Below are 21,219 nucleotides of genomic sequence, written 5' to 3'. Positions count from 1 at the left end.
CGCCAAAATCCGCCCGTTTCGCTGGCGAGTTGGGGGCTGGAATTTTCGGGTATCCCCGGGCGGCTTCCGCCTGGGGATACCCGAAAATTCCAGCCCCCATATTCTCTCGGGCCTGTCGCCCGCCGACGCCGCACCACCCGACCGACCGCCCCCCATACAAGGGGTCCGGGGGGCTTAGCCCCCCGGCCGCCGGAGGCATCCCCCTCCTCACTCTCTCTAGCGCCACCCACCCCCTACGCCTTCTCCCCGGCGGCGAAGCCCGAGGCGTAGGCCCAGTGGAGGTTGTAGCCGCCAAGGCGGCCGGTGACGTCGAGGAGTTCGCCGATGACGTACAGGCCCGGCACGGACGCGGCTTCGAGGGTTTTGGAGGAGATGGCGGCGGTATCGACGCCGCCGATGGTGACTTCGGCCTTGGCGTAGCCTTCGGCCCGGGCCGGGGTGAAGGGGAAGGCGGCGAGCTTGTCGGCCAGGGCGCGGCGCGCCTTGGGCGAGAGCCCGGCCACGGGGCCGGTGAGCGCGAGCATGTCGGCCAGGGCAAAGGCCAGCCGCTTGGGCAGCAGCCGAGCGAGGGCGTTTTTCACGTCCAGGCGCGGGTTTGCGGCCAGGGCGGCTTCGACGTCGCACCCGGGCAGGAAATCAATGGCCAGCGGCCCTTCGCGCCAGAACATGGAGGCGTCAAGGACGGCCGGCCCCGAGACGCCCTTGTGGGTGAAAAGCAGGCTCCCGGCCGCCTCGCCCGCGCCGCGTATGGTCACGGGCAGGGACACGCCGGACAGGTCGCGGCACAGCGCCGCGAGGTCCGGGCCGGCCAGAAGCGGCGTGAGGCCCGGCAAAAGCGGCGTGACGGCCAGGCCGAAGCGCCGGGCCAGGGTGTAGCCGAAGTCCGTGGCCCCGATGCCCGGCCAGGATTTGCCGCCAAGGGCCAGCACCAGCGAGGCGGCACGCACCGGGCCGGCGCTGGTTTCGACCACGAACACGTCGCCGTCCTTGCGGGCTTCGCGGATGGTCGCGCCGGTGACAAACCGCGCACCGACCTGCCTGGCTTCGGCTTCAAGGAACCGCACCAGCCGGATCGCGCCGTCGACGCAAAAATGCTTGCCGTTGTCCTCTTCCTGGGTGGCCACGCCGCCGCCGTGAATCCAGTCGAGGAATTCCCAGGGCGAGAGCCGGGCCAGGGCGGACTTGACGAAATGCGGATTGCCGCAAACATAGTCCGCAGGCCGAATGTCGATGTTGGTGCAATTGGCCCGGCCGCCGCCGGCCGCCAGCACCTTGCGGGCGATCTTGTTGCCGTGATCGATAAGGACCACGGAGCGTCCGCGCCGGCCGCAGCCGATGGCGCAGCACAGCCCCGACGCTCCAGCCCCCAGGATGGCGACATCGACCTGCATGGTTGCTCCTTTTGAGGATAAGATGCCTCCGGCGGCCGGGGGCCTGAGGCCCCCGGACCCCCCAAATGGGCCAAGGGGGTGCGACAACAAGCGCCGGAGTGTTGTGGGCCGGCCCACGTGACGGAGGCACGCCTCTGATGTCAAGAACTCCCGAAGAAAAAGCCGTCCTGGCCGCCGGCGTGGCCGCCTTCAACGACGGCCGCTATTTCGCGTGCCACGAAATCCTCGAAACCCTGTGGCTGCCCGACGTTTCGCCCGAGCGCGATCTTTTTAAAGGCCTCATTCAGGTCGCCGCCGGCCTGCACCACCAAAAAAACGGCAACTTGCGGGGTTGCCGCAAGCTGCTTCTCCGGGCTACGCAACTCCTGACACCCTACTCCCCGGCCGGCGCGGACCTCGACATCGCCGGGCTTCTGGGCGAGGTCGCCGTGGTCTTGGCGTTTTGCCAATCCGCCGCGCCCGGCGACCCGCTGCCGCCAGCCCTGGTCCCGCGCCTGCGACCGGCCGGCCAAGACGCAAGGAGCGATTGATGGCCATTCGTTACGTCCACACCAATTGCATCGCCCGCGACTGGCGCGCCCTGGCCGCCTTCTACGTGCGCCTTTTTGACTGCAAACCCGTGCCGCCGCAGCGCGACCTCTCCGGCGACTGGCTCGATGCCGCGACCGGGGTCAAGGACTCCCACATCACCGGCGTCCACCTGCGCCTGCCCGGCCACGGCGACACCGGCCCCACCCTGGAGATTTTCTCCTACGACGCCGTCACCGACCGCCCCGACGTCGCGGCCAACACCCCCGGCTTCGTCCACCTCGCCTTCCTCGTGGACGACGTGGCGGCCATGGCCGAGGAAGTGCTGGCCGCCGGCGGCTCAGCCGTGGGCGAACTGGCCCGCCGCGACGTGCCCGGCGTGGGACGCCTGGAATTTCAGTACATGCGCGACCCCGAAGGTAACATGGTCGAATTGTTGTGCTGGAAGTAGGAGAGAGAAAGAAGAGAAGAGGCCGGCGGCTGGGGGTCTGAGGCCCCCAGCCCCCCGACGGGAAAGGCGGGGTCAAAGAGCAGCGTAGAATTCGACGGGGGCGAGTTCGGTGGACTCGAACCAGCCGCGCTGTGTCAAATGGCGGCGGATATCCTGGCACAGTTCGCATTTGTTGACGTAGCCGCCGGGGAGAGGCTGGTACTCCTCAAGGGCGGCGGCGTATTCGTAAAAGCCGCTGATGCCGGACTCGACCAGGGTGGTGAGGATGGGATAGCGTTCGGGATCAAGGGGCGCGCCCAGGTCGTCCACCCGGCAGGCCAGGCCCGAACACAGCCCGGGCACGTAGTCGCCGTAAAGGTCCATGTGGAAATGGCTGGCGTCGGCCAGCTCCCGCCGGCAGTCGGCCGAAGCCTCGGCCAGGATGGCCTCCACAGGTTTGCGCCCAAGGGCCGGCGCGAAAAGATCAAAGGCCCGGCCGCCCAGATGAATCCAGGTGCGGCGCAGGATCTCGGCCGGATAGCCCGGCCCGAAGCGGTCGAGATAGGCGGCGAACGGATGGGTCGCCTCGGGGTCGAAGGCCTGCACATCGGCCAGAAAATGCTCCTGCCAGGGGAACACGGCCACCCCAGCCGTCCGGGCCGCCTCAAGGACGCCCAGGGTCTTTCGCAACGGCACAAAGCCGTTGTGCATGGGGCTTAAGGACACCAAAAGCGAAGACAGGCCCATGGCGCGCAGCTCGGTAAGCAGTTCCACGGCTTCGTCGGCGTCGTCGTACCACGAGGCGCTGGTTTCCACATATTCGAGATGCATCCCGGTCTCGGCCGCCGCCGCCAGCACTCCGGCCAGCCCCAGGGGATCGGCCAGAGGTTCGCCGCCGCCCACATGCATGGACGCGCAGCCCAGGGACAGCGCCTTGGCGAAGCAGGCCGCCGCCATCTCCTGGCTCACATAATCCGGCGACCGCCCCGGCCCTCCGCGATACAGGCAGTGCGGGCAGGCGCTTTGGCACTGGTAGGTGGCGATAAGCCCCCCCGAGCGCAGGCGGTCAATGTGAAGCGTCATGGAAAGCGCCTAGCTCCCGGCCAGTTCGGACAAGGCGGCCAGCACCGTTTCGGCATGGCCGGCGGCCTTGGCCACCTGACCCCAGGATTTGCGGACCACGCCCTTGGGGTCAATAAGGAAGGTGGAGCGCACCGTGCCGATGCAGGCCTTGCCGCAGACTTTTTTCTCGCGCCAGGCCCCGTAGGCGGCCAGCGTCGTGGTCTCCGGGTCGGACAGCAAGGTCACGGTCAGCTCGTGCTTGTCGATGAACTTGCGGTGGCTGGCCGGCTTGTCGCGGCTCACGCCGACCACGTCCGCGCCAAGGGCCAGAAACCGCGGCAAAAGCCCGGAAAATTCCACAGCCTCGGTGGTGCAGCCGCTGGTGGAGTCCTTGGGATAAAAATAGAGCACCAGCCACCGGCCGGAATAGTCGGCCAGGGAATGGACGCGGCCGTCGGCGTCGGCCAGGGAAAAGTCCGGGGCCGGGCTGCCCTCGACGGGCCAGGGGGCGTCGCTCATGGCTTCTCCGTCTTGGCCGGCCCGGCGTCGCCGGCGACCAGTTTCTGGTGGATCGCGCCGATTCCCTCGTCAGGATACCGCAGGCGCAGCATGAAATAGCGGTCCACGACCTTCAGGACATAGTCCTTGGTTTCGTCGTACGGCGGCACGCCGCCGTGCTTGGCCACCGCGCCCGGGCCGGCGTTGTAGGCGGCCAGGGCCATGACTTCGGTCTGAAACTTGTCGAGCATGGCACGAAGATATTGCGTTCCGGCGGCGATGTTGCGCTCGGGATTAAATGGTTCGGTAAGCCCGAGCAGCTTCTGGGTGTCGGGCATGATCTGCATGAGGCCCTGCGCCCCCTTGGGCGAGACGGCGCACGCGTTGAACCGCGATTCCTGCTCAATGAGCGCATAGACCAGCCGGGGGTCCAGGCCGTGTTTTTTGCTGTAGCTGTTGACCCAGCCAAGCAATTTCGCGTCGGCGATGACTTCCGGGTATTTGCAGCCAACGGTTTTCTTGTCGGAAAATTTGTGCCCGGCCTGACGCAAGGCGGCGTCGCGCCGGCCGGCGGCCACGGGATCGGGCAGGCCGATGCCGTGGATCTCGGTAGACGCGGCCATGGGCGCGGTGACGATCCGAGGCGCGGCGGCGGCCAAGGCCATGCCGCCCCAAAGGGCTCCAAGCGCCAGGGCCAGAGCGGCCCAAAAGAAAAAAGGTCTCGCTGGACGCATCGTCTGCTCCCTACCCCGGAAGCCGGGGTTTTACAAGGAAGGCGATCAGCGAACCTGCCGCCGCCACCGGTCCAGGGTGTCGGCGATAAACCCCTTATCGTTACACGGCGCGCTCCAGACCTCGGAGAAACGGGCCGTGTCGCTTTGCGGCCGCTCCTCGGCGGCCAGATCGCGCAGCCGGATGCGCATGGGCACGGGCACGCCCTCGCCCACGGCCACGGCTTCCTGGGTGCGCAGGGCCGGCAGGGCCGAAAGCAGGCCGGCGGCGTTTTCCGGCATGGCCCGGCGCACGAAGAGCTGGTCTTGCTCGTTGCTCATGCGCAGGGCGAAAAGCGTGTTGACCTGGGACAGCACGGTTTCGGAAATCTCCGACGGCCGCTGGGTGACCAGCCCCAGGGACACGCCGTACTTGCGGCCCTCCTTGGCGATGCGCGACAGCGCCCGGCGGGTGGGGGCAAAGGCGGCCGCGCCGTCGCGGGGCACGTAGCGATGGGCCTCCTCGCACACGAGCAACACCGGCACGCCCTGGCCGCGCCGGGTCCACAGGGCGAAATCGAAGATGAGCCGGCACAGCACCGAGACGACCACGTCCACGATCTCGGCCGGCACGCCGGCCAGGTTGAAGATGGTCATGGGCCGGCCGTCGCCCGGCAGGCGCAGATAGCGCGACAGCAGTTCGCCCATGACGTCCTCGATGGTCAGCTGGCCGAACATGAAGGCGAACCGCCGGTCGCGGCGCAGGGCATCGATGCGGGTGGTCAGGCGCAGATAAGGAATGGAGCTTTCGGGTTTGTCAAGCTTGCCCATGCCGACCTTGAGCAGTTCGGCCACCCGGGCCAGGCGGTAGGGAACCGGCGTGTCGATGGTCAGCCCGGCCTCGTCCCCGCTGCCCCCGGCGCCGCCGCGCAGATATTCGGCCTTGGCCGTCATCACGCAGTCCTTGAGGATGTTGGCCTCGACCTCGCGGTAAGGCTGGCCGGCGCTGCAAAAGACCTGGGTCAGCTCCTCGAAGTCCAGCAGCCAGTACGGCAGCGATAGGGTGTCCGGGGTGACCAGCTCGGCCATGTCGCCAAAGGCGGCGGCGTATTCGTCGTGGGGGTCCAGCAGCACGATATGGCCGTCGCGGTGGGCGGTCAGCACCGAGCGCAGCAGCACGGCCACGGTGCAGGACTTGCCCGAGCCGGTGGTGCCAAGCACGGCGAAATGCTTGCCGAGAAAATCGTCCACCACCACATAGGCCGGCACGTCCGGGTCCTGATGCAGCGCGCCCACGGCCACGCTCGACTTGGTCGGCTTGGCGTAGATGCGCACCAGATCGGCGCTTTCGGCCAGACGCACCGTGGCCCCCAGGCGCGGGCTGTGGGACACGCCGCGCTGAAAACTGAACGCCTCGGTCTCCGGCCCGGGGCTTTCGCCGAGCAGCGCCAGTTGGGCCAGGTGGCGGTCATGGGGCGAGGCCGCCTCTCCCGGGGACGGGGTGGAGAGGGATTGCACCAACCCGAAGACCATGGAGCGCGGCGAGGGGATGACGGCCATGGCCCCCACGGCCACGTCGCCATAAGCTTCTGGGGCAAGCACCACCGTGGCCTGCGCCCCTTCCACGCCCGCCACGTAGCCGATGGCCCGTCGTTCCATACCTGTTCTCCCTTGCCCCCATTGAGGGAGGGTCCGGGAGGGGGTTACCCCCTCCCGGACGCCGGAGGCATCCTACTTTTTCTTCTCCGCCAAGGCCGCCTCAATGGCGACGGCCAGATCGCGGCGCAGCACGGGCTTGAGGAGCAGTTCACGAATGCCGATGGCCCGGGCCGCTTCCGGGCTCATGGTTTCGCTGAAGCCGGTGAGCATGAGCACCGGCAGGTCGGGACGAGCGGCCAGGGCGGCCTTGGCCAGTTCCGCCCCGGCCAGGCCGGGCATGTTCTGGTCGGTGATGAGCAGGTCAATATCGCCCGGCCGCTCGCGCAAGAGCGTCAGGGCCTGCCGGGAGTCGGTCAAAGCCGTGGCCGTGTAGCCCAGGGATTCCAGGAGTTCGCGGCCGATCTCGGCCAGGGCCTGCTCGTCATCGACCAAAAGCACCCGGGCGCGGCCTCGGGCCGGATCGGCCAGGGCGGCGGCCGGCGTGTCGCCGCCGCCGGCCGCGTCCGGGGCCAGGGGCAGGTAGACGTCGAAAAGCGCCCCGCCGCCGGCCATGTTTTTGACCTTGATCTCGCCCTTGTACTTGCGCACCACGCCATGGGCCACGGACAGGCCCATGCCGGTGCCCTCGCCGGGCTTTTTGGTGGTGAAGAAGGGATCAAACACGCGCTCGATGATGTCGGCCGCAATGCCCGGTCCAGTGTCGCGCACCCACAGGTGCAGGCACTGGCTCGGTCCGGATTCCGCCGGCAGGGGACAGGCGGCGGCGGGCAGTTCCTCCAGCCCGACTTCCAGCAGCCCGCCGGTTTCGCGCATGGCGTGGGCGGCGTTGCCGCACAGGTTCATGATGATCTGCTGGATCTGGGACGGTTCGGCCAGGACGGCGTCGCGGCCGGGTCGGATGACCTCGCGGATCTCCACGGCGATGGGCACGGTGGCCCGGATGAGCTTGAGGGTTTCCTTGACCAGGGGCCCGACGTGCAGCCGGTTGGCCTGTTCGTCGTTTTGACGGCTAAACGACAGGATTTGCAGCACAAGGTCCCGGGCGCGGCGGCTGGCGGACAGGATATGTCCCACCCGGCGCGACAGGGGCGTGTCCGGCTGGGCCTCGCCTTCGATCATCTCGGCAAAGCCCATGATGATGCCGAGGATGTTGTTGAAATCGTGGGCGATGCCGCCGGCCAGGGTGCCGATGGCTTCCATCTTCTGGCTCTGGAGCAGGCGGCGTTCGAGATTTTTGCGCTCGGTGACGTCGTGGGCCACGAAGACCGTGGCCAGGAACGCGTCGTCGGCATGGGTCAGCGGCGAGGCAGTGATGAGGAATTCCCCGCGAAGGCGCGGCACGCTGAGTTCCTTGGAATGGTAGCGGCCGTCGGTCATGGCCAGGACGGCGGCGCTGATTTCCCCGGGCCGGGCTTCGTCGTCGAAGACGAAAGTGCAGGGCCGGCCCACCACCTCCCGGGGGGCCAGGCCCAGGCGGTGGGCCATGGCCAGGTTGAGGCGGCGCACGGAGTGGTCGCGGTCGATGACCACCACCAGATCCTGGACCGAATCAAAGATGCCTTCCCATTCCCGCTTGGCCGATTCGATGAGCTGGGTGACGCGTTCGCGTTCGTCGATTTCCCGGGTGAGCTTGCGATTGGCGGCGGCCAGGGCGGCGGTGCGCTCGTAGACCAGGGTCTCCAGGCGGCCCTTGAGGGCCTTGAAATCCCGCTCAGCCCGCCACTTGGCGCACAGCGAGGTGGCGAATTGCAGGATTTCTTGGGGATGAAAGGGCTTTTGGATGTAGAGGAGCTTGTCGATGGGCGGCACACGCCGGGCGATGGTCAAGGGATCGACGTCGGTAAAGGCCGTGACCACCACGATCTGCACGCCCGGATCAATGGCCCGGATTTCTTCGGCGGCGACCAAGCCGCCGCGTCCGGGCGGCATCCGCACGTCGATGAAGGCCACGGCGTAGGGGCGGTTCTCCCGGGCGGCGACGCGGAAGGCTTCCACCGCCTCCTCGCCCTGGCGGCACAGCGTCAACTCGAAAGTCTGGTCGCTGACCCGGGGGCCGCCGCCAAGATCGTCGAGGCCGCCGAGGATGTCGTCGGTGGGGGCCAGGATTTCGGTGAAAAGATCAAGAATGCGCGGCTCATCGTCGGCGATAAGCACACGCATCGGTTCCTGGCGCGTCTCCCCGGCTCCCATGGCAACTCCTTCCCGTCGAGGTTGCGGGCGGATCAGGGCATTTCCGAACGGTCGCTTTGCTCGGCGGCCGCCGGTGTTGGGGCCGGTTTGGGGGCCGGTTTGGGTTTGGGCGCGGCCGGCGGCGCGGCGGCGGCCGGGGCGGCCGAGGCCGGGCTGAAAGGTTTGGGTTCCTGAACCAGGGGCGCGGCGGCGGGTTTGGCCGGGTTGGCGGCGGCGGGCTGGGCCGTGGCGGCCGGGGCCGGCGCGGGCGAAGCCGGGGTGGGCGTCGCCTGGGCGGCCGGAGCAGGCGCTGCCGGAACCGGCGCAGGCGTGGCCGGGACCGGGGCAACGGCTGGCGCGCCCCCCGGGGCCGCCGCCTCGGAAGCCGTGGGCAACGGCACGGCCGGCGTGGCGGGAGATACGGCCGGGACTGGCGCGGCGGGCTTGGCCGGAGCTTTGGCCGCGCTCTTGGCGGCCGCCGCCGGGGGAGCGGCTGCCGGCACGGCCGGAACCGGCGTCGCGACAGGAGCCGGCGCGGGAGCAGGCGTCGCGGCAGGAGCCGCGGCCGGACCAGCGACCGGCGAGGCCGCCGCGACCGTCGGCAGGGTCACCTCTTCCACGGCCGACAGCCGGCTCAAATTGTCATGGGCCGGAGGATAGAACCGGGGATTGGCGGCAATGGCCTTCTCGAAATATTCTTGGGCCTTGGTCCGATCACCGGCCTCCATGTAGCACACGCCCAGATTATTGAGGGCCGCCGACTCCGTGCCCACCGAGACGAAGGCCACGTAAGCCTCGTCGTAGCGCCCAAGCTTGCACAGGGCCAATCCCAGATTATTGGCGAACTTGGGGGATTTCTTGGCGGCGCTGGCCTTGCGGAAGGCGGCGGCCGCCTCTTCGCCGCGCCCAAGCAGCATAAGCGATATGCCGCGATTGTTCTCCACGTCGGGGTCAAAAGCCGCAGCCAGGGAGGCGTCGGACACGGCCAGGGCGGCTTCGGGCCGGCCTTCGCGGTTTTCGATGGCCCCCAGCAGGGCGGCCGCCCGGGACAGGGCGGGGTCCAGGGCCAGGGCCTTTTGCAGATACGGCCCGGCCTGAGCCTTGTTGCCGCCGAGATAATAGGCAAAACCCAGTCCTTGCAGGGCCGGGGCGTACTTGGGGTTGGCGGCGTAGGCCCGCTTATAAGCTTGGGCCGCCTCGGCGTAGGCCGCGCTTCCCAGGGCCAGATCGCCCAGCCTGACCTGGACCACGGCCGGGTCGGCGCCGGCCTTTTGGGCGGCCTGGTAGAGCCGCCCGGCCTCGCCCGGGTCGCCATGGGCCAGGGCGGCGTCGCCGGCGGCGATGGCCGACGCTGCCGAGCCGGAGGCAACCGGCTCCTTGCTCGAAGTCCGCCCCTTGGCCCCCGAGCCGCCGCATCCGGCCAGCCCGAAAACCAGCAGTCCCGCCGCCAGCACGCCGCCCGCCGCCGCCCTCCAGCCCATTCGCCTGCAATGTCCGTTATCCATGGCGCGGTCATAGCAGAGCGGCCATCCCGGGTAAACACGGCAGCCCGCCTCTCGTTCCACCCAGGCTCGAATCGTCTCGGCGCGCAAACGACGCGGTTAGGCGGTTTTGGTGAAATCAGTCCACGATTGCTGGACCCATTGGTTCCAACAGCGCGCCGACCTGATTTCAACATCCATCGCAACCAGCTGGCAACAAATGACTTTCAAATTACCATTCAATATTTGGCCGCCGTGGCATGATTCTTCCATTTTATCAGAAAAACCGACTGTTCGGAAACGACACCAACCCGGGATCACGGCCATGAAGAGACTGCACAACGACCAACGAGGCGTCGCCGCCGTGGAGACGGCCCTGGCGATGCTCGTCCTTGTCCCCCTGCTCCTCGTGCTGGTGGAAGGAGCGCGGGCGCTGCTCGAATACAAGCAACTGCAAAACGCGGCCATGGAAGGGGCGCGGATGCTCAACCGGCAAAACGGCGACACGACCGGGGTGGAGAGCTACGTCAGCAGCCTGTTTCAAGGCAGCGGTTCGTCCCAGACCATCGACGGCGCGCCGCCGACCGTCTCCATCAGCCCCCGTGACGCCAACAACAACGCAACAGTGCAGGTGGACCATGCATTCACGCCACTTCTCGCCCAATCGGGCAGCCAAGGCGGCTCGGACGCTTTCAGCCTTCCTGGCCTCAATAACCTCACGCTTTCGGCCAAGGTCGTCACAGCGTTGCCGGCCGCGAACTGATCACGGCGACGTCCGGGGCGCCTCCAGCCTGCTCGTGGCGGCGGCGCTGGTCGCGGTCATGGCCGCGGCCGGCGTGGCCGTGGACCTCGGGCGGATTTCCGTGGAGCAAACCCGGCTGCAAAACGCCGTGGACGCCGCCGCCCTGGCCGGCAGCTTGCAACTGCCCGACGACCCGGACGTGTCCACCGGAGCGGTGACGGCCGCGGCCACGCAAAATCTGCTAGCCAATGACGCCGACGCCACCGGCATCCTGGTGGAGTCCGGCGGAGCCACCCGCAGCGTGTGCGTTTCGGCCGAAGCCAAGGTGGAAATGACCCTGTCCCAGGTCATCGGCATCGGCGACCAGACGGTCACGGCCGAAGCCTGCGCCGGCTACAACGACATTGAGCTGGTCATGGTCCTCGACGCCACCGGTTCCATGAAGGGCACGCCCATCGCCAACGTCAAGGAAGCGGCCACCAATCTGGTCAACCTCATCATGCCGTCCTCGTCTTCAGTTTCCACCCGCTCCAAGATCGGGCTGGTGCCGTTCCAGGGCAAGGTGCGCATTGACGGCAACGATCCGGTGGCGGCCGAAGCCAACCCCGACGGCGTGGGCACGGGCTGTCGCAACGCCGACGGCACGCTCAACAACGGCAAGCTGCGCACCGAGTATTCCAAGACCACGACCAAGACCAACATCTTCTACGGCTACACCTTAAGCGGCGTCAGCACGACCTCGGACAAGACCTGCTCCGGCATGTCGCCCATCCGGGCCCTGTCCTCGGACAAAAGCGCCATCCTCTCCAACATCACGGCCTTAAACGCCGGCCAGGTGACTTCGGGCACGATCATCAGCGAAGGCATCAAGTGGGGACGGCATGTGCTCACGCCGACCGCGCCCTACGTCGAGGGCAGCACCGACAAGAAGGTGCGCAAGATCATGATCGTGCTCACCGACGGCGACACCGAGGACGGGCGTTGCGGCGGCTCCTACGCCTCAGGGTCCAAGACCATCAACACCTACTGGACCAACGCCTACTTCGGCCAGGGCCTTAAGCCCGACACGTCGAGCTCACCCTACTCCACCCTGTCCACGGCCGCCCTGACCCTGGCCCAGATCCCGGACTGCAAGGACGGCGGACTGCTCAACACCTACGTCGTCAACGAGGCGACCCTGGCCAAGACCGACGCCAACTATCCTATCGAGATCTTCTCCATCCGGTTCGGCGACTCCGACTCCACGGACAAAAACCTCATGAAGCAGATCGCCTCGTCCAAGCCCGGCACCGAAGACCACTACTTCGACGCGCCCGACGAGGCCGGCATCAAGGAAATGTTCAAAAAGATCGGCCAGCAGCTCGGTCAGCGCCTGATGAGCCGCAAGGAAGCCACCACGGGCACGCCGTAACCGGCGCGAACGCCCAAGACGCGCATGAAAAGGACATCGAAGAGGCCAGTCATGAACACCCTGACGCCCACAACGCCCACCTCACCGGCCAAGCCAGGCCAGGCCGGCAGCCTGACCGTGGAGATGGCCCTGGTGCTGCCGATCCTGCTGACGCTGCTCCTGGGCATCCTCGAACTGGGCAACATCCTGCGCATCCAGGCGACCCTGGAAAGCGCCGTGGGCAAGATCGCCCGCTATGCCGCCACCCAGGAAACGAGTCAGGCCTCGGCCCAGAATTACATGCAAAGCCAGGGACTCGTGCCCCAGGTCCAGCAGCCCGGCTCAAGCGATGGACCGCAGTTGACCTTGTCGCCCTCGACGACCGCGCCGTGCAGCGAAACGCCCTGCCTGCCGTTCGAAGTGAGCCTGGAGTACACCTATTACGCCATGTCGCCCCCGATGAAGCCGTTTTTCGACAATATCAAGCTGTCCGCCTCGGCCAAGAAGATGTCCGAAGACTGGGGCCAGTAAGGAGCCTGCCATGAACGCCGTTCGCGCCGCCGTCATCCTGACCGTCCTGGCCCTGGCCGCCGCCCTGCCGGCGCACGCCGCCTCCAAGGACGACGTGGTCAAGTTCTACCAGGGCTATCTGGAACTGGTCAGCGCCAGCAACTTCGTGACTCTGTCGCGGGATACGCCAGAGGCCTACGACGCCAAGTTCGACGAAGTGGCCAAGTCGGCCGGCTTCGAAAACAGCGCCGACGCCCTGGCCGTCGCCGAGGCCTACGCTGCCGACAGCCAGGTGGCCGCGCTGAAGCAGTCCGTGGCCGACATGATCCTGCAGCAGTACAGGCCCTACCGGGAATAACGCGTTTTGGGGAAGGCGTCTTGAGCGTGGGCGCGGTCCGGGGAAACTCCCCGGCCGCGCCCGTTGTTTTGGGCGGGCGGGTTCAGAAAAGAAAGGCCAGGCGGCCGGTAAACAAGGCCAGCCCCAAGGCCCCCAGGACCAGGGCCGCAAGGGCGCGGAAAAGCAGGCTGCGCCCCAGGGGGCCGGACAGCAACGACCCCAGGCCCGAACCCGAGGACGCCGGGATGATGTGCTCGCTGCGCAGCAGCCGGTAGATGCCGACGAGGGCGACGGCGCAAATGGCCAGGGCCACGAGGTTCTCGGGCCTGGCCAAAAAATCGGACAGCCCCGAGGACAGCCCCTTGGCTCCGGAACCCAGGTCGGACACGGCGTCGAGCACGTCCTGCCGTCCCTGGCGCAGTTCGTTTGCGCCGCGCACGATGTCGCTGGCCATGGCGTGCTCCTTGCCTGTGCGCCTTATTTGTTCATGCCGCCGAACATCTGGAAGATGCGGATGCCGGCCGGGCCAAGGATGACGATGAGCAGTGTCGGGAAGATGAAGAAAATAAGCGGCATGAGCAGCTTGACCGGGAGTTTGGCGGCCAACTCCTCGGCCAGCTGGAAACGCTTGGTGCGCATGGAGTCGGCATAGACCCGCAAGGTCTGGGCGATGGAAGTGCCGAACATGTCGGTCTGGATGAGCATGGCCACGAGACTGCCCACGTCTTCCAGGCCGATACGGGCCGAGAGGTTTTTGAGCGCCTCGCGCCGGGCCTTGCCGGCCCGCAGCTCCAGGGTGAGCAGGCGCAGTTCGGCGCTTAAGATCGGGTCCTTGAGGGACATTTCCTGGCAAACCCGGTAGATGGCCGCGTCCAGGCCCATGCCGGCCTCCACGCAGACCACCAGCAGGTCCAGGGCGTCGGGCAGGCTTTTCTGGATGGCTTTCTGACGGGCCTTGACCCGGGAATCGAGGATCATGCCGGGCAGATAAAACCCGGCGGCCGTCAGCCCCACCACGACGAACAGCTTGTACTGGCCCGGCACCTTGCCGGACATGGCGGCCAACGCGCCCAGCACCAGTCCCACCAGGGCCGCGCCGGCCCTGATGCCCCAATAGATTTCCAGGGCGCTGGGCTGGCGGTAGCCGGCCTGGACCAGGGCGCTTCTGGCCTTGGTGAGCTCCTGGGCTTCGCGGGGCTTGACCAGTTCGCCAAATGCGGTCGCGGCCCGCCGGAAAAGCCCTTCAAGCCAACCAAGGACGCCTGGCCGGCCGCCATCACCGAGCCGGCTGTCGGTGACCAAGGCCACGGCGCGCTCGGCCATGCGCCGACGCCTTTGCCCCTCCTCGCGCAGGGAAGCCACGGCATACGTAAGAAATCCGACGCTAAGGGACACGAGCACGGCGATGACGAGACTGTCCATGGTTCCCCCTAGACCTCGATCCGCACCATCTTGCGGATGACCAGTATGCCCATGACAATGAGCCCGCCAACGCCGTAGCTCATGATCCGGCCCAGGGAATCGGTGAAAAGCAGCCCCAGATAGCCGGGGTTGACGAATTGGATGACGGCGGCCACGCCAAAGGGCAAAAGGCACAGCACCCAGGCGGCCATGCGCCCCTCGGCCGAAAGCACCTGGATGCGTCCCTTGAGCTTGAACCGCTCGCGGATAAGCCCCGAAATGTTGCCGATGATCTCGGCCAGGTTGCCGCCGGATTCGTTTTGGATCTTGACCGAGACCACGAAGAAGTTGAGGTCCGGGCAATCCACCCGGTCCATGAGGTTGTCCAGGGCCGTGGTGACGCCCATGCCGAAATTGATTTCCTCAAGGGTGGTCTGGAATTCGACCCGGATGGGATCGGCGAACTCGCTCACCACCATGCCCATGCCGCTGGTGAAGGTGTGGCCGGCCCGCAGGGCCCGGCCCACGAGTTCCAGGGCCTCGGGCAATTGGCGCTCGAAATCGGCCATGCGCTTGTCCTTGCGCATGACCACCCACTTAAACGGCAGCCAACCGCATACCCCGGCCACGGCCAGGCTCAGTAGCGGATTGCTCAGGTACAGCGAGGCGGCCAGGTAGCCGGTGACGGCGAAAATAAGGGAAAGCATGACGAAGATGCCAAGCGGGGCCTTGATGTCGGCCTGGTCGAGCATCTTGTCCATGCGTCGGCTCCAGGCCTGGCGCGACAGCAGCATGTCGAGCCAGCGAAGGCCGCTTAATTCATGCTTCTTGACGAGGTCGGCCGTATCCAGCCCCAGGCCTTCGCCCCGGGTCACCTGCTCCACACGCCGGGCGATCTCCTTGCCTGCGGTGTCCGTGAGCCGCCCGATGAGCACCACCACGGCCACGGCCAGATAGACCAGGGACAGCAGCAGGGCCAGGGACAGGATGTTTGGCAGCCCGGGAGTCATGGCCGCCCCGGAAGCCGGTCCGGGCCGGCGGGCGTTTGGGTTGGGCCGCGTTCCATGACGCCTAGACCTCCACCACGTTTCGTGGATCGAAAATCCCTTCGGGCATGCGAATCCCCTTGGCCTCGAAACGGCTGGCGAACTTGGGCCGGATGCCCCGGGCCATGAACACGCCCTTGACCTTGCCGTCGGCCGTGACCCCGCGTTGCTCGAAGGCAAAAATCTCCTGCATGGTGATGACGTCGCCTTCCATACCGGTGAGTTCCTGGAAGCTCACGAGCTTGCGGCTGCCGTCGGAGAAGCGCGAAATCTGGACGATGACGTCCACGGCCGAGGCGATGTAGCGCTTGAGCGACAGGGCCGAGATGTTGAGTCCGGCCATGGCGACCAGGGTCTCCAGGCGCATGAGCGCGTCGCGGGGGGTGTTGGCGTGCAGGGTGGCCAGGGAGCCGTCGTGGCCGGTGTTCATGGCTTGCAGCATGTCCAGGGCCTCGGCCCCGCGCACTTCGCCGACGATGATGCGGTCGGGGCGCATGCGCAGGCAGTTGCGCACCAGATCGCGCTGGGTCACTTCGCCGCGCCCTTCGATGTTGGGCGGGCGCGATTCCAGGCGCACCACGTGGTCCTGCTTGAGCTGCAGCTCGGCGGCGTCTTCCACGGTGACGATGCGCTCGTCGTGGGGGATAAAGCCCGACAGGCAGTTGAGCATGGTGGTCTTTCCGGTGCCGGTGCCGCCGGAAATGAGGATGTTGAGCCGGGCCAGGACAATGCCCTTGAGCACGTCGGCAAAGTCCCGGGTCATGGCCTTGAAGCGGATGAGATCCTCGATGGTCAGCTTTTCCTTGGCGAATTTGCGGATGGACAGGGCCGGCCCGTCGATGGCCAGGGGGGGAATGATGGCGTTGACGCGCGAACCGTCGGGAAGCCTGGCGTCCACCATGGGCGAGGATTCGTCCACTCGGCGGCCGACCCGGGAGACGATGCGGTCGATGATCTTTTTTAAGTGGTCGTTGTCCTTGAAGCGCGATTCGGTCAGGACCAGCTTGCCGCCCCGCTCCACGTAGATCTGGCGATAGGAGTTGACCAGGATGTCGTTGACGCTTTGGTCCTTGAGAAAAGGCTCCAGGGGACCAAGGCCGAGCATCTCGTCTTTCACCTCGGTGATGAGGCGGTCGCGCTCGGACTGATTGAGCGGCGTCTGATAGAACTCGTCACGCAACAAGCGTTCGACGATCTTGCTGATCTCGCCGCCCAGGGCCGACTCCTCCAGGGTATCAAGGAGGGTGAGGTCGATCAGATCGATCAAACGGTCGTGGATGCGGGTTTTGATCTCGTAGTATTCCTGCGAGATCGGGCCCAAGGCCTCCCGCCGCTCCGGGGCCGGGGCCTGGGTGCGGGGCATCTGGTGGCGCATCAGGGGCGGGCGGCCGCGTTCCATGCCAAATCTCCTTCACTGCCGCACGGCGGCGGCGGTCATGACCGTCCGCGCAAGAACTTGAGTCCGAACAAGGATTTTTTGGTTTCCTGGGCCGAACTTGCCGGAGACAGGGCGGCGGCCAGGTCGCAAAGGGCCCGGGTGACCGGGGCCTTGGGCGCGGTCTCAAGCAAGGTCTTGCCCTGGTTGATGGCCGACAGGGTGGTCTTGTAATCGTTGGGCACGCGCCAGAAGACCGGCAGCCCCAGGGCCTTTTCCATGTCCTCCACCACCAGGTCGCTTTCCTCCAGATGGCGGTTGACCACGATTTTGAGTTTGTCCTCAAGGCCGGCCTCGGCGTGGCGCACGTTGTCGAGGAAGCGGCGCACGTTGGCCAGGCAGGGCAGGTTTTGCACCGAGACCAGGACGATGGCGTCGGAGATGTCCATGACCTTGAGGGTGATCTCGTCAAGATACATGCCCAGGTCGATGACCACGGTGTCGAAGACCTGGCGCATGAGTTCCAGGAGCTTGGAGATGTTCTCCGGGGTGGCCATCTGGAGGTCGTCCAGGCGGCTCGGCGGAGCCAGCAGGTACAGCCCGGAGGGATGGCGCGACATGACGCTCATGAGATAGGTGGCGTCCAGGCGGCTGATGTTGCCGAGCACCTCGCCCCAGTGGTATTTGGGGGCGAGGTCGAGAAACAGCTGGGCCTCGCCAAAGGGCAGGTTCATGTCCATGAGCGCCACCGAGGCCCCGTCCCTGTGGGTCTGGCAGGCGGCGGCCAGGTTGACGGCCAGCGAGGTGGTGCCCACCCCGCCCTTGGCTCCGAAGATGTTGACGATGCGCCCCTGCTTGCTGCGCCTTGGCCCCCGCACCGACTCCCGGCGCTCCTTGAAGCGCCAAAGGGCCATGCGCACCTCTTCATGATCCACGGGCTGGGGAAAAAATTCGCGCACGCCCTGGCGCATGAGCCGCATGAGCACCTCGGCGTCATAGACCTGGGCGGTGAGAAACACCTCCCGGTCGCCGCGCCGGGCCACCATCTCGGCCACGGCCTCCAGTTCGGCCTCGCCGCCTTCGGCCAGCTCGCGCACGAGCAGGTCGGCATACTCCTCGCCGGCCCCGAGCACCTCGAAATCGCCGTCCTCGGACAGGCATTCCTCGAAGGCCCCCCGGGCGGCCGAAGGGGGCATGTCGAGAATCACGGTGAGCTTGTCGCGCATGGATCGTCCCCCCGAGGCCTCGGCCTCACTTCTGCTGCAAGAAGGCCTCGAACCCGCCGGAGCCTTGTTTTTGCTCTTCCGGGGCCTGCTTTTCCAGACGGTCATAAGCCAGGGCCGCCCGCGTGCCGCCCATGGCGTCCACGGGTTTGTCGTCCACCACGGCCGGGGCGATTTTCTGGGCCTCGAAAACCGTATGGTAGGACTTGCCGTAGTCCCAGCCAATGTTTTCCTTCTCGGCCTGGCAGCCGGTCAGGGAGCCGGCCAGAAGGCCGGCCAGGGCCACCGCCACGATCCATAACATGCTTCGCATGGCTTGCTCCATCCCGCTTTCGGGAGTTGGCCCGGGTGTAGCGGCTCGCATCGCGTCCTCGGGTAAAGGCCGTTGTGGTTGTCCCGCCGCCGTGAGCACGCCGGTGGGGCGGGTGTCGCGCCTGCCGATATTTCCCTGCCGGGCGTCTAATAGCCCTTGGGATCGGTCGGCCGGGCCGCGGCCAGGGGCACGGCATGGCCGAAGTCGCCGTCAATTTCCGCCCCGGTGCGGGTGATGGCCCCGCCCGGCGCGCCGGCGGCGGCCTGGGGCCGCTTGATGCCGAGGAAAAACTCCAGGTCGTCGGGCTCATGGACCCCGTCGGTGGGCAGGATCATGTCTTTCTTGTTGAGGGGCTTGACCAGATGGGCGGTAATCAGAATCACCAGTTCCGACTGGTCCTTCTGGTAGCTTGAACTCTTAAACAGATTGCCGAGCACCGGGATGTCGCCGATCCAGGGGTACTTGTCCACGGATTCGCGGCCTTCTTCCTTGAGCAGGCCGGCGATGGCGAAGGTCTGGCCGTTTCTGAGCTCCACCGAGGTGGAAGCGCGCCGGGTCAGCACGGCCGGAATCTCGAAGCTGTTGAGCTTGATGGCCCGGGTATAGTCGAGGTCGGACACCTCGGGATTGACTTGGAGGCTAATGACCTCGCCGGCCACGGTGGGCGTGAACTTGAGGCCCACGCCGAATTCCTTCCATTCGATGCTGGTGGTGCCAAGCCCCGAGGGCACGGGCACGGGGATCTCGCCGCCGGCCAGGAACTTGGCCGACTGGCCGTTTAAGCACACGAGGTTGGGTTCGGCGAGTATCCGCACCAGCCCGTTTTGCTTGAGCAAGTCCAAAACGGCGGTCATGGTGGTGTTGCCGGTTCCGCCCCAGTTGGTGCTAAAGCGCATGGCGGCGGTGCCTTGGCCCAGGGCCACGGTCTTGCTTTGCTCGGGCTGGTTGAACTCCCGGAACCGCGTCTGGATGGTGGCGCTTTCCGAACTGCTGGAATTGTCGCTGCCGGTGAACTTGATGGTGCTGTACTTGTAGGAATTTTGGACGTTGTCGATATTAAAGACCGTATCGGCCAGGGCGGAAAGCCCGCCAAGGAGCGTATAGCCGAAATTGCCGTCGCCCACGGCGTTTAAGTTGATGCCCATGCGGTTGACCACGGACTTGGACATCTCGGCCACCCGCACTTCGAGCATGACCTGCTGCACGCCGCTGACCGACAGCAGGTTGAGGACCTTTTTGGGGGCGTAGACCTCGGCCAGGGACAGGGCCTTTTTGAGGCTCTCGGCGTCGCGCACCGTGCCGGACAGGGCAATGGAATCCTGGCTGGCCAGGACTTCGATGCCGGTCTCGCCGGGCATCACGTCGTGGAGCATTTTCTTGAGGCGCGAGGCGTCCGGGGCCACGTCGAGGTCGTAGACGGCGCGGATCTTGTCGCCCTTGTCCCACAGCGTCAGGTTGGTGATGCCGGGCGCGCGGCCGGTGACATAGATCTGGCGCGGCGAGAGCAGCACGAAGTCGGCCACGTCGGGCTGGGCCACCGAGACCCGAGTGATGTCGGCGTCGCTTTGCAAGATCACGGACTTGCCGATGGTCAGCGCCAGACGCGGCGCGGCGCGCACGGCCACCGGCGCGACCCCGCCCCAAACAATCTGGGCCGGCGCGGCCAAAACCAGGGAAAGCGCGATGGCCAGGGCGCGCGCCCACAGGCGCGGCAGGCAGTTACGGCTTGGCATGGCCCTTGTCCTCCGTTTGTATCCCGGTGAGGGGGTCGAGGCGCACACGTTCGCGCTCAGTGCCTCGGATGGTTTCCACGCTGTAGCCGGCGTCTTCCTCGGGCAGGGCTCCGGCGTCGGCCAGGGGCGGCCCGGCCGGCGCGGCGGCGAAAGCTTCGAGGCTTTTGGCCACATCGGCCCCGGAAGTGGTCACGATGTCGGCGTCGCCAGGGGTGCGAAGGGCCAGATGCAGGCTGCCCGTATCGCTGGCCAGGGCCAGACGTTCGGCTTCCTCGGGCGCGACCATGAGCGTGTAGAAGTCGGTGTTGGCCAGTTCCTCCCGGCCGTCCTTGCCGATCTTGGTCTCGCGCTCGGTGCCGGTGGTGAGGATGGGGACGTTTTCCAGAATGATCTTGTTGATCTTTTCGTCGTTTTTGCCGTTGGGCACGGGATAGGTCACCAGCACGTCCACCCGGCAGCCCGGGGTGACAAGGCCGCCGGAGCCCATGATCTTGCTGCCCTTGATGGTAAAGGCCCGCTTGCCCGGGGCTACCGAGGCGTCCAGGCCGCCGCTGGTCGCGCCCTTGGGCATGAGCTTGTCCGGGGTGATGGGATCGTCGGGGGAGATGTCGCGGGCGCTGATGCGGCCGTAGGCCTCCTGAACGTCGCGAAGCGCCCCCTGGGGCGCGGCCTCGGCCTCGAAACCCTTGGACTTGACCATGGAGGCGTCGAGGCGCCCGCCCTTGGGGATGGCCCGGGCGGCCACCACCACCTCGACCTTGGGCGCGGCCGGCTTGGCCTGCTCAACTGTGGGCGCGCGCACGGACCCCAGCCAGCGGATGGTCAGAACGCCGGCCGTCAACGCCAGGATGACGGCCAAAATGATGTGGGGTACGGCCTTGGTTTTCATGCGGGCCTCCGCCTGCTTGCCCCGGACTTCCGGCAGCGCGGCCGGTTCGGGTGTGCCTGGGGAACGGCGTATAACTTTTTTAAACGCTGTGTCTGGTCCGCCGGGATTGGTCCGTCTTCTCAAACACCAAGGCGTCTTCGGGGCAGGCCCTTTTCTTGCGGCAAGTCCCGTCCGGCCCCGTCTTTCGGGCCTTTGGCCAGCCTGGCGCCTGTAGCGACGCTTGGTACTGAGCAAGAAGCCTGCCAAGCAAACGAAACGGCCGCCGGAGGGACTTCCGGCGGCCGTTTGCGGCAAGAGCGTCGATGGCGTTTGGAGATACGTCAGGATTGACC

The 21,219-nt window shown here is 66.7% G+C and carries 21 protein-coding genes; 6 read left to right on the top strand and 15 right to left on the bottom strand.

The genetic code is table 11. From position 1 onward, the window contains the following. Positions 1-233: 233 nt before the first annotated feature. Positions 234-1,391: a BaiN/RdsA family NAD(P)/FAD-dependent oxidoreductase gene (locus C3Y92_RS05115; protein ID WP_129350165.1), complete on the bottom strand. Its 1,158-nt coding sequence runs from the start codon at positions 1,389-1,391 to the stop codon at positions 234-236. Positions 1,392-1,528: 137 nt separating this feature from the next. Here C3Y92_RS05115 and C3Y92_RS05110 point away from each other — a divergent pair, with 137 nt between their 5' ends. Both C3Y92_RS05110 and C3Y92_RS05105 read left to right on the top strand, forming a co-directional pair. Next, positions 1,529-1,921 (top strand): DUF309 domain-containing protein, encoded by a 393-nt coding sequence (locus C3Y92_RS05110; RefSeq protein ID WP_129350161.1) that lies wholly within the window; start codon positions 1,529-1,531, stop codon positions 1,919-1,921. Next, positions 1,921-2,370 carry a VOC family protein gene (locus C3Y92_RS05105; protein ID WP_129350158.1) on the top strand — a complete coding sequence of 150 codons (450 nt, stop codon included), beginning with the start codon at positions 1,921-1,923 and terminating at the stop codon, positions 2,368-2,370. The genes C3Y92_RS05110 and C3Y92_RS05105 overlap by 1 nt, the downstream gene beginning before the upstream one ends. 72 nt (positions 2,371-2,442) lie before the next feature. Here C3Y92_RS05105 and C3Y92_RS05100 read toward each other — a convergent pair whose 3' ends face one another. The 6 genes from C3Y92_RS05100 to C3Y92_RS05075 all read right to left on the bottom strand — a co-directional run bounded on the left by C3Y92_RS05100 (position 2,443) and on the right by C3Y92_RS05075 (position 9,928). Further along, positions 2,443-3,432: a radical SAM protein gene (locus C3Y92_RS05100; RefSeq protein ID WP_129350155.1), complete on the bottom strand. Its 990-nt coding sequence runs from the start codon at positions 3,430-3,432 to the stop codon at positions 2,443-2,445. Between the two features lie 9 nt (positions 3,433-3,441). After that, positions 3,442-3,930: a peroxiredoxin gene (locus tag C3Y92_RS05095; RefSeq protein ID WP_129350152.1), complete on the bottom strand. Its 489-nt coding sequence runs from the start codon at positions 3,928-3,930 to the stop codon at positions 3,442-3,444. After that, positions 3,927-4,643 carry a lytic transglycosylase domain-containing protein gene (locus tag C3Y92_RS05090; protein WP_129350149.1) on the bottom strand — a complete coding sequence of 239 codons (717 nt, stop codon included), beginning with the start codon at positions 4,641-4,643 and terminating at the stop codon, positions 3,927-3,929. Before C3Y92_RS05090 ends, C3Y92_RS05095 begins: the two co-directional genes overlap by 4 nt. A gap of 45 nt (positions 4,644-4,688) precedes the next feature. Further along, positions 4,689-6,278, bottom strand: a complete 1,590-nt coding sequence (locus C3Y92_RS05085) for an ATP-binding protein (protein WP_129350146.1) — start codon at positions 6,276-6,278, stop codon at positions 4,689-4,691. Between the two features lie 72 nt (positions 6,279-6,350). Beyond that, positions 6,351-8,468, bottom strand: coding sequence for a hybrid sensor histidine kinase/response regulator (locus C3Y92_RS05080; protein WP_129350143.1), 2,118 nt, complete (start codon positions 8,466-8,468; stop codon positions 6,351-6,353). 32 nt (positions 8,469-8,500) lie between these two features. Next, positions 8,501-9,928, bottom strand: a complete 1,428-nt coding sequence (locus C3Y92_RS05075) for a tetratricopeptide repeat protein (RefSeq protein ID WP_235669624.1) — start codon at positions 9,926-9,928, stop codon at positions 8,501-8,503. A gap of 325 nt (positions 9,929-10,253) precedes the next feature. Between C3Y92_RS05075 and C3Y92_RS05070 the strand changes: the two genes are divergently transcribed. From C3Y92_RS05070 to C3Y92_RS05055, 4 genes are read left to right on the top strand one after another with little or no spacing between them, the layout of a single operon-like run. Continuing rightward, complete coding sequence (locus tag C3Y92_RS05070) at positions 10,254-10,691, top strand: TadE/TadG family type IV pilus assembly protein (protein WP_129350135.1); 438 nt, start codon at positions 10,254-10,256, stop codon at positions 10,689-10,691. Beyond that, positions 10,630-12,081, top strand: a complete 1,452-nt coding sequence (locus C3Y92_RS05065; RefSeq protein ID WP_408021676.1) for a pilus assembly protein TadG-related protein — start codon at positions 10,630-10,632, stop codon at positions 12,079-12,081. The genes C3Y92_RS05070 and C3Y92_RS05065 overlap by 62 nt, the downstream gene beginning before the upstream one ends. Positions 12,082-12,132: 51 nt before the next feature. Next, positions 12,133-12,591 (top strand): TadE/TadG family type IV pilus assembly protein, encoded by a 459-nt coding sequence (locus tag C3Y92_RS05060; protein ID WP_129350132.1) that lies wholly within the window; start codon positions 12,133-12,135, stop codon positions 12,589-12,591. A 10-nt stretch (positions 12,592-12,601) separates the two neighbouring features. Next, positions 12,602-12,928, top strand: coding sequence for a hypothetical protein (locus C3Y92_RS05055; RefSeq protein WP_129350129.1), 327 nt, complete (start codon positions 12,602-12,604; stop codon positions 12,926-12,928). Positions 12,929-13,010: 82 nt separating this feature from the next. Here C3Y92_RS05055 and C3Y92_RS05050 read toward each other — a convergent pair whose 3' ends face one another. From C3Y92_RS05050 to cpaB, 8 genes are all read right to left on the bottom strand, one after another. Next, the gene (locus tag C3Y92_RS05050; RefSeq protein ID WP_129350126.1) at positions 13,011-13,361 is read right to left on the bottom strand and encodes a hypothetical protein; all 351 of its coding nucleotides are present in this window, start codon (positions 13,359-13,361) and stop codon (positions 13,011-13,013) included. A gap of 23 nt (positions 13,362-13,384) precedes the next feature. Further along, entirely contained in the window at positions 13,385-14,329 is a 945-nt protein-coding gene (locus C3Y92_RS05045) for a type II secretion system F family protein (RefSeq protein WP_129350123.1), read from the bottom strand. An 8-nt stretch (positions 14,330-14,337) separates the two neighbouring features. Beyond that, positions 14,338-15,318, bottom strand: coding sequence for a type II secretion system F family protein (locus tag C3Y92_RS05040; protein WP_129350120.1), 981 nt, complete (start codon positions 15,316-15,318; stop codon positions 14,338-14,340). 61 nt (positions 15,319-15,379) lie between these two features. After that, positions 15,380-16,753: a CpaF family protein gene (locus C3Y92_RS05035; RefSeq protein WP_129350117.1), complete on the bottom strand. Its 1,374-nt coding sequence runs from the start codon at positions 16,751-16,753 to the stop codon at positions 15,380-15,382. Between the two features lie 35 nt (positions 16,754-16,788). After that, on the bottom strand, positions 16,789-17,955 hold the full coding sequence (locus C3Y92_RS05030; protein ID WP_129350114.1) for an AAA family ATPase: 1,167 nt from the start codon (positions 17,953-17,955) through the stop codon (positions 16,789-16,791). A gap of 25 nt (positions 17,956-17,980) precedes the next feature. Then, the gene (locus C3Y92_RS05025; protein ID WP_165352065.1) at positions 17,981-18,265 is read right to left on the bottom strand and encodes a hypothetical protein; all 285 of its coding nucleotides are present in this window, start codon (positions 18,263-18,265) and stop codon (positions 17,981-17,983) included. 146 nt (positions 18,266-18,411) lie between these two features. Next, the gene (locus C3Y92_RS05020; RefSeq protein ID WP_129350108.1) at positions 18,412-19,998 is read right to left on the bottom strand and encodes a type II and III secretion system protein family protein; all 1,587 of its coding nucleotides are present in this window, start codon (positions 19,996-19,998) and stop codon (positions 18,412-18,414) included. Beyond that, on the bottom strand, positions 19,985-20,887 hold the full coding sequence (gene cpaB, locus C3Y92_RS05015) for a Flp pilus assembly protein CpaB (protein WP_129350105.1): 903 nt from the start codon (positions 20,885-20,887) through the stop codon (positions 19,985-19,987). Before cpaB ends, C3Y92_RS05020 begins: the two co-directional genes overlap by 14 nt. Between the last annotated feature and the right edge of the window lie 332 nt (positions 20,888-21,219).

The organism is Solidesulfovibrio carbinolicus (assembly GCF_004135975.1).
Taxonomy (GTDB): domain Bacteria; phylum Desulfobacterota; class Desulfovibrionia; order Desulfovibrionales; family Desulfovibrionaceae; genus Solidesulfovibrio; species Solidesulfovibrio carbinolicus.
Note: the sequence above shows the minus strand (reverse complement) of the source record. Positions and strands in the feature narration are given on the sequence as shown.

Excerpts from the sequence above, each read along its gene's own strand:
- C3Y92_RS05115 (WP_129350165.1), bottom strand. The coding sequence starts at position 1,391 with ATGCAGGTCGATGTCGCCATCCTGGGGGCTGGAGCGTCGGGGCTGTGC.
- C3Y92_RS05110 (WP_129350161.1), top strand. The coding sequence starts at position 1,529 with ATGTCAAGAACTCCCGAAGAAAAAGCCGTCCTGGCCGCCGGCGTGGCC.
- C3Y92_RS05105 (WP_129350158.1), top strand. The coding sequence starts at position 1,921 with ATGGCCATTCGTTACGTCCACACCAATTGCATCGCCCGCGACTGGCGC.
- C3Y92_RS05100 (WP_129350155.1), bottom strand. The coding sequence starts at position 3,432 with ATGACGCTTCACATTGACCGCCTGCGCTCGGGGGGGCTTATCGCCACC.
- C3Y92_RS05095 (WP_129350152.1), bottom strand. The coding sequence starts at position 3,930 with ATGAGCGACGCCCCCTGGCCCGTCGAGGGCAGCCCGGCCCCGGACTTT.
- C3Y92_RS05090 (WP_129350149.1), bottom strand. The coding sequence starts at position 4,643 with ATGCGTCCAGCGAGACCTTTTTTCTTTTGGGCCGCTCTGGCCCTGGCG.
- C3Y92_RS05085 (WP_129350146.1), bottom strand. The coding sequence starts at position 6,278 with ATGGAACGACGGGCCATCGGCTACGTGGCGGGCGTGGAAGGGGCGCAG.
- C3Y92_RS05080 (WP_129350143.1), bottom strand. The coding sequence starts at position 8,468 with ATGGGAGCCGGGGAGACGCGCCAGGAACCGATGCGTGTGCTTATCGCC.
- C3Y92_RS05075 (WP_235669624.1), bottom strand. The coding sequence starts at position 9,928 with ATGGGCTGGAGGGCGGCGGCGGGCGGCGTGCTGGCGGCGGGACTGCTG.
- C3Y92_RS05070 (WP_129350135.1), top strand. The coding sequence starts at position 10,254 with ATGAAGAGACTGCACAACGACCAACGAGGCGTCGCCGCCGTGGAGACG.
- C3Y92_RS05060 (WP_129350132.1), top strand. The coding sequence starts at position 12,133 with ATGAACACCCTGACGCCCACAACGCCCACCTCACCGGCCAAGCCAGGC.
- C3Y92_RS05055 (WP_129350129.1), top strand. The coding sequence starts at position 12,602 with ATGAACGCCGTTCGCGCCGCCGTCATCCTGACCGTCCTGGCCCTGGCC.
- C3Y92_RS05050 (WP_129350126.1), bottom strand. The coding sequence starts at position 13,361 with ATGGCCAGCGACATCGTGCGCGGCGCAAACGAACTGCGCCAGGGACGG.
- C3Y92_RS05045 (WP_129350123.1), bottom strand. The coding sequence starts at position 14,329 with ATGGACAGTCTCGTCATCGCCGTGCTCGTGTCCCTTAGCGTCGGATTT.
- C3Y92_RS05040 (WP_129350120.1), bottom strand. The coding sequence starts at position 15,318 with ATGACTCCCGGGCTGCCAAACATCCTGTCCCTGGCCCTGCTGCTGTCC.
- C3Y92_RS05035 (WP_129350117.1), bottom strand. The coding sequence starts at position 16,753 with ATGGAACGCGGCCGCCCGCCCCTGATGCGCCACCAGATGCCCCGCACC.
- C3Y92_RS05030 (WP_129350114.1), bottom strand. The coding sequence starts at position 17,955 with ATGCGCGACAAGCTCACCGTGATTCTCGACATGCCCCCTTCGGCCGCC.
- C3Y92_RS05025 (WP_165352065.1), bottom strand. The coding sequence starts at position 18,265 with ATGCGAAGCATGTTATGGATCGTGGCGGTGGCCCTGGCCGGCCTTCTG.
- C3Y92_RS05020 (WP_129350108.1), bottom strand. The coding sequence starts at position 19,998 with ATGCCAAGCCGTAACTGCCTGCCGCGCCTGTGGGCGCGCGCCCTGGCC.
- cpaB (WP_129350105.1), bottom strand. The coding sequence starts at position 20,887 with ATGAAAACCAAGGCCGTACCCCACATCATTTTGGCCGTCATCCTGGCG.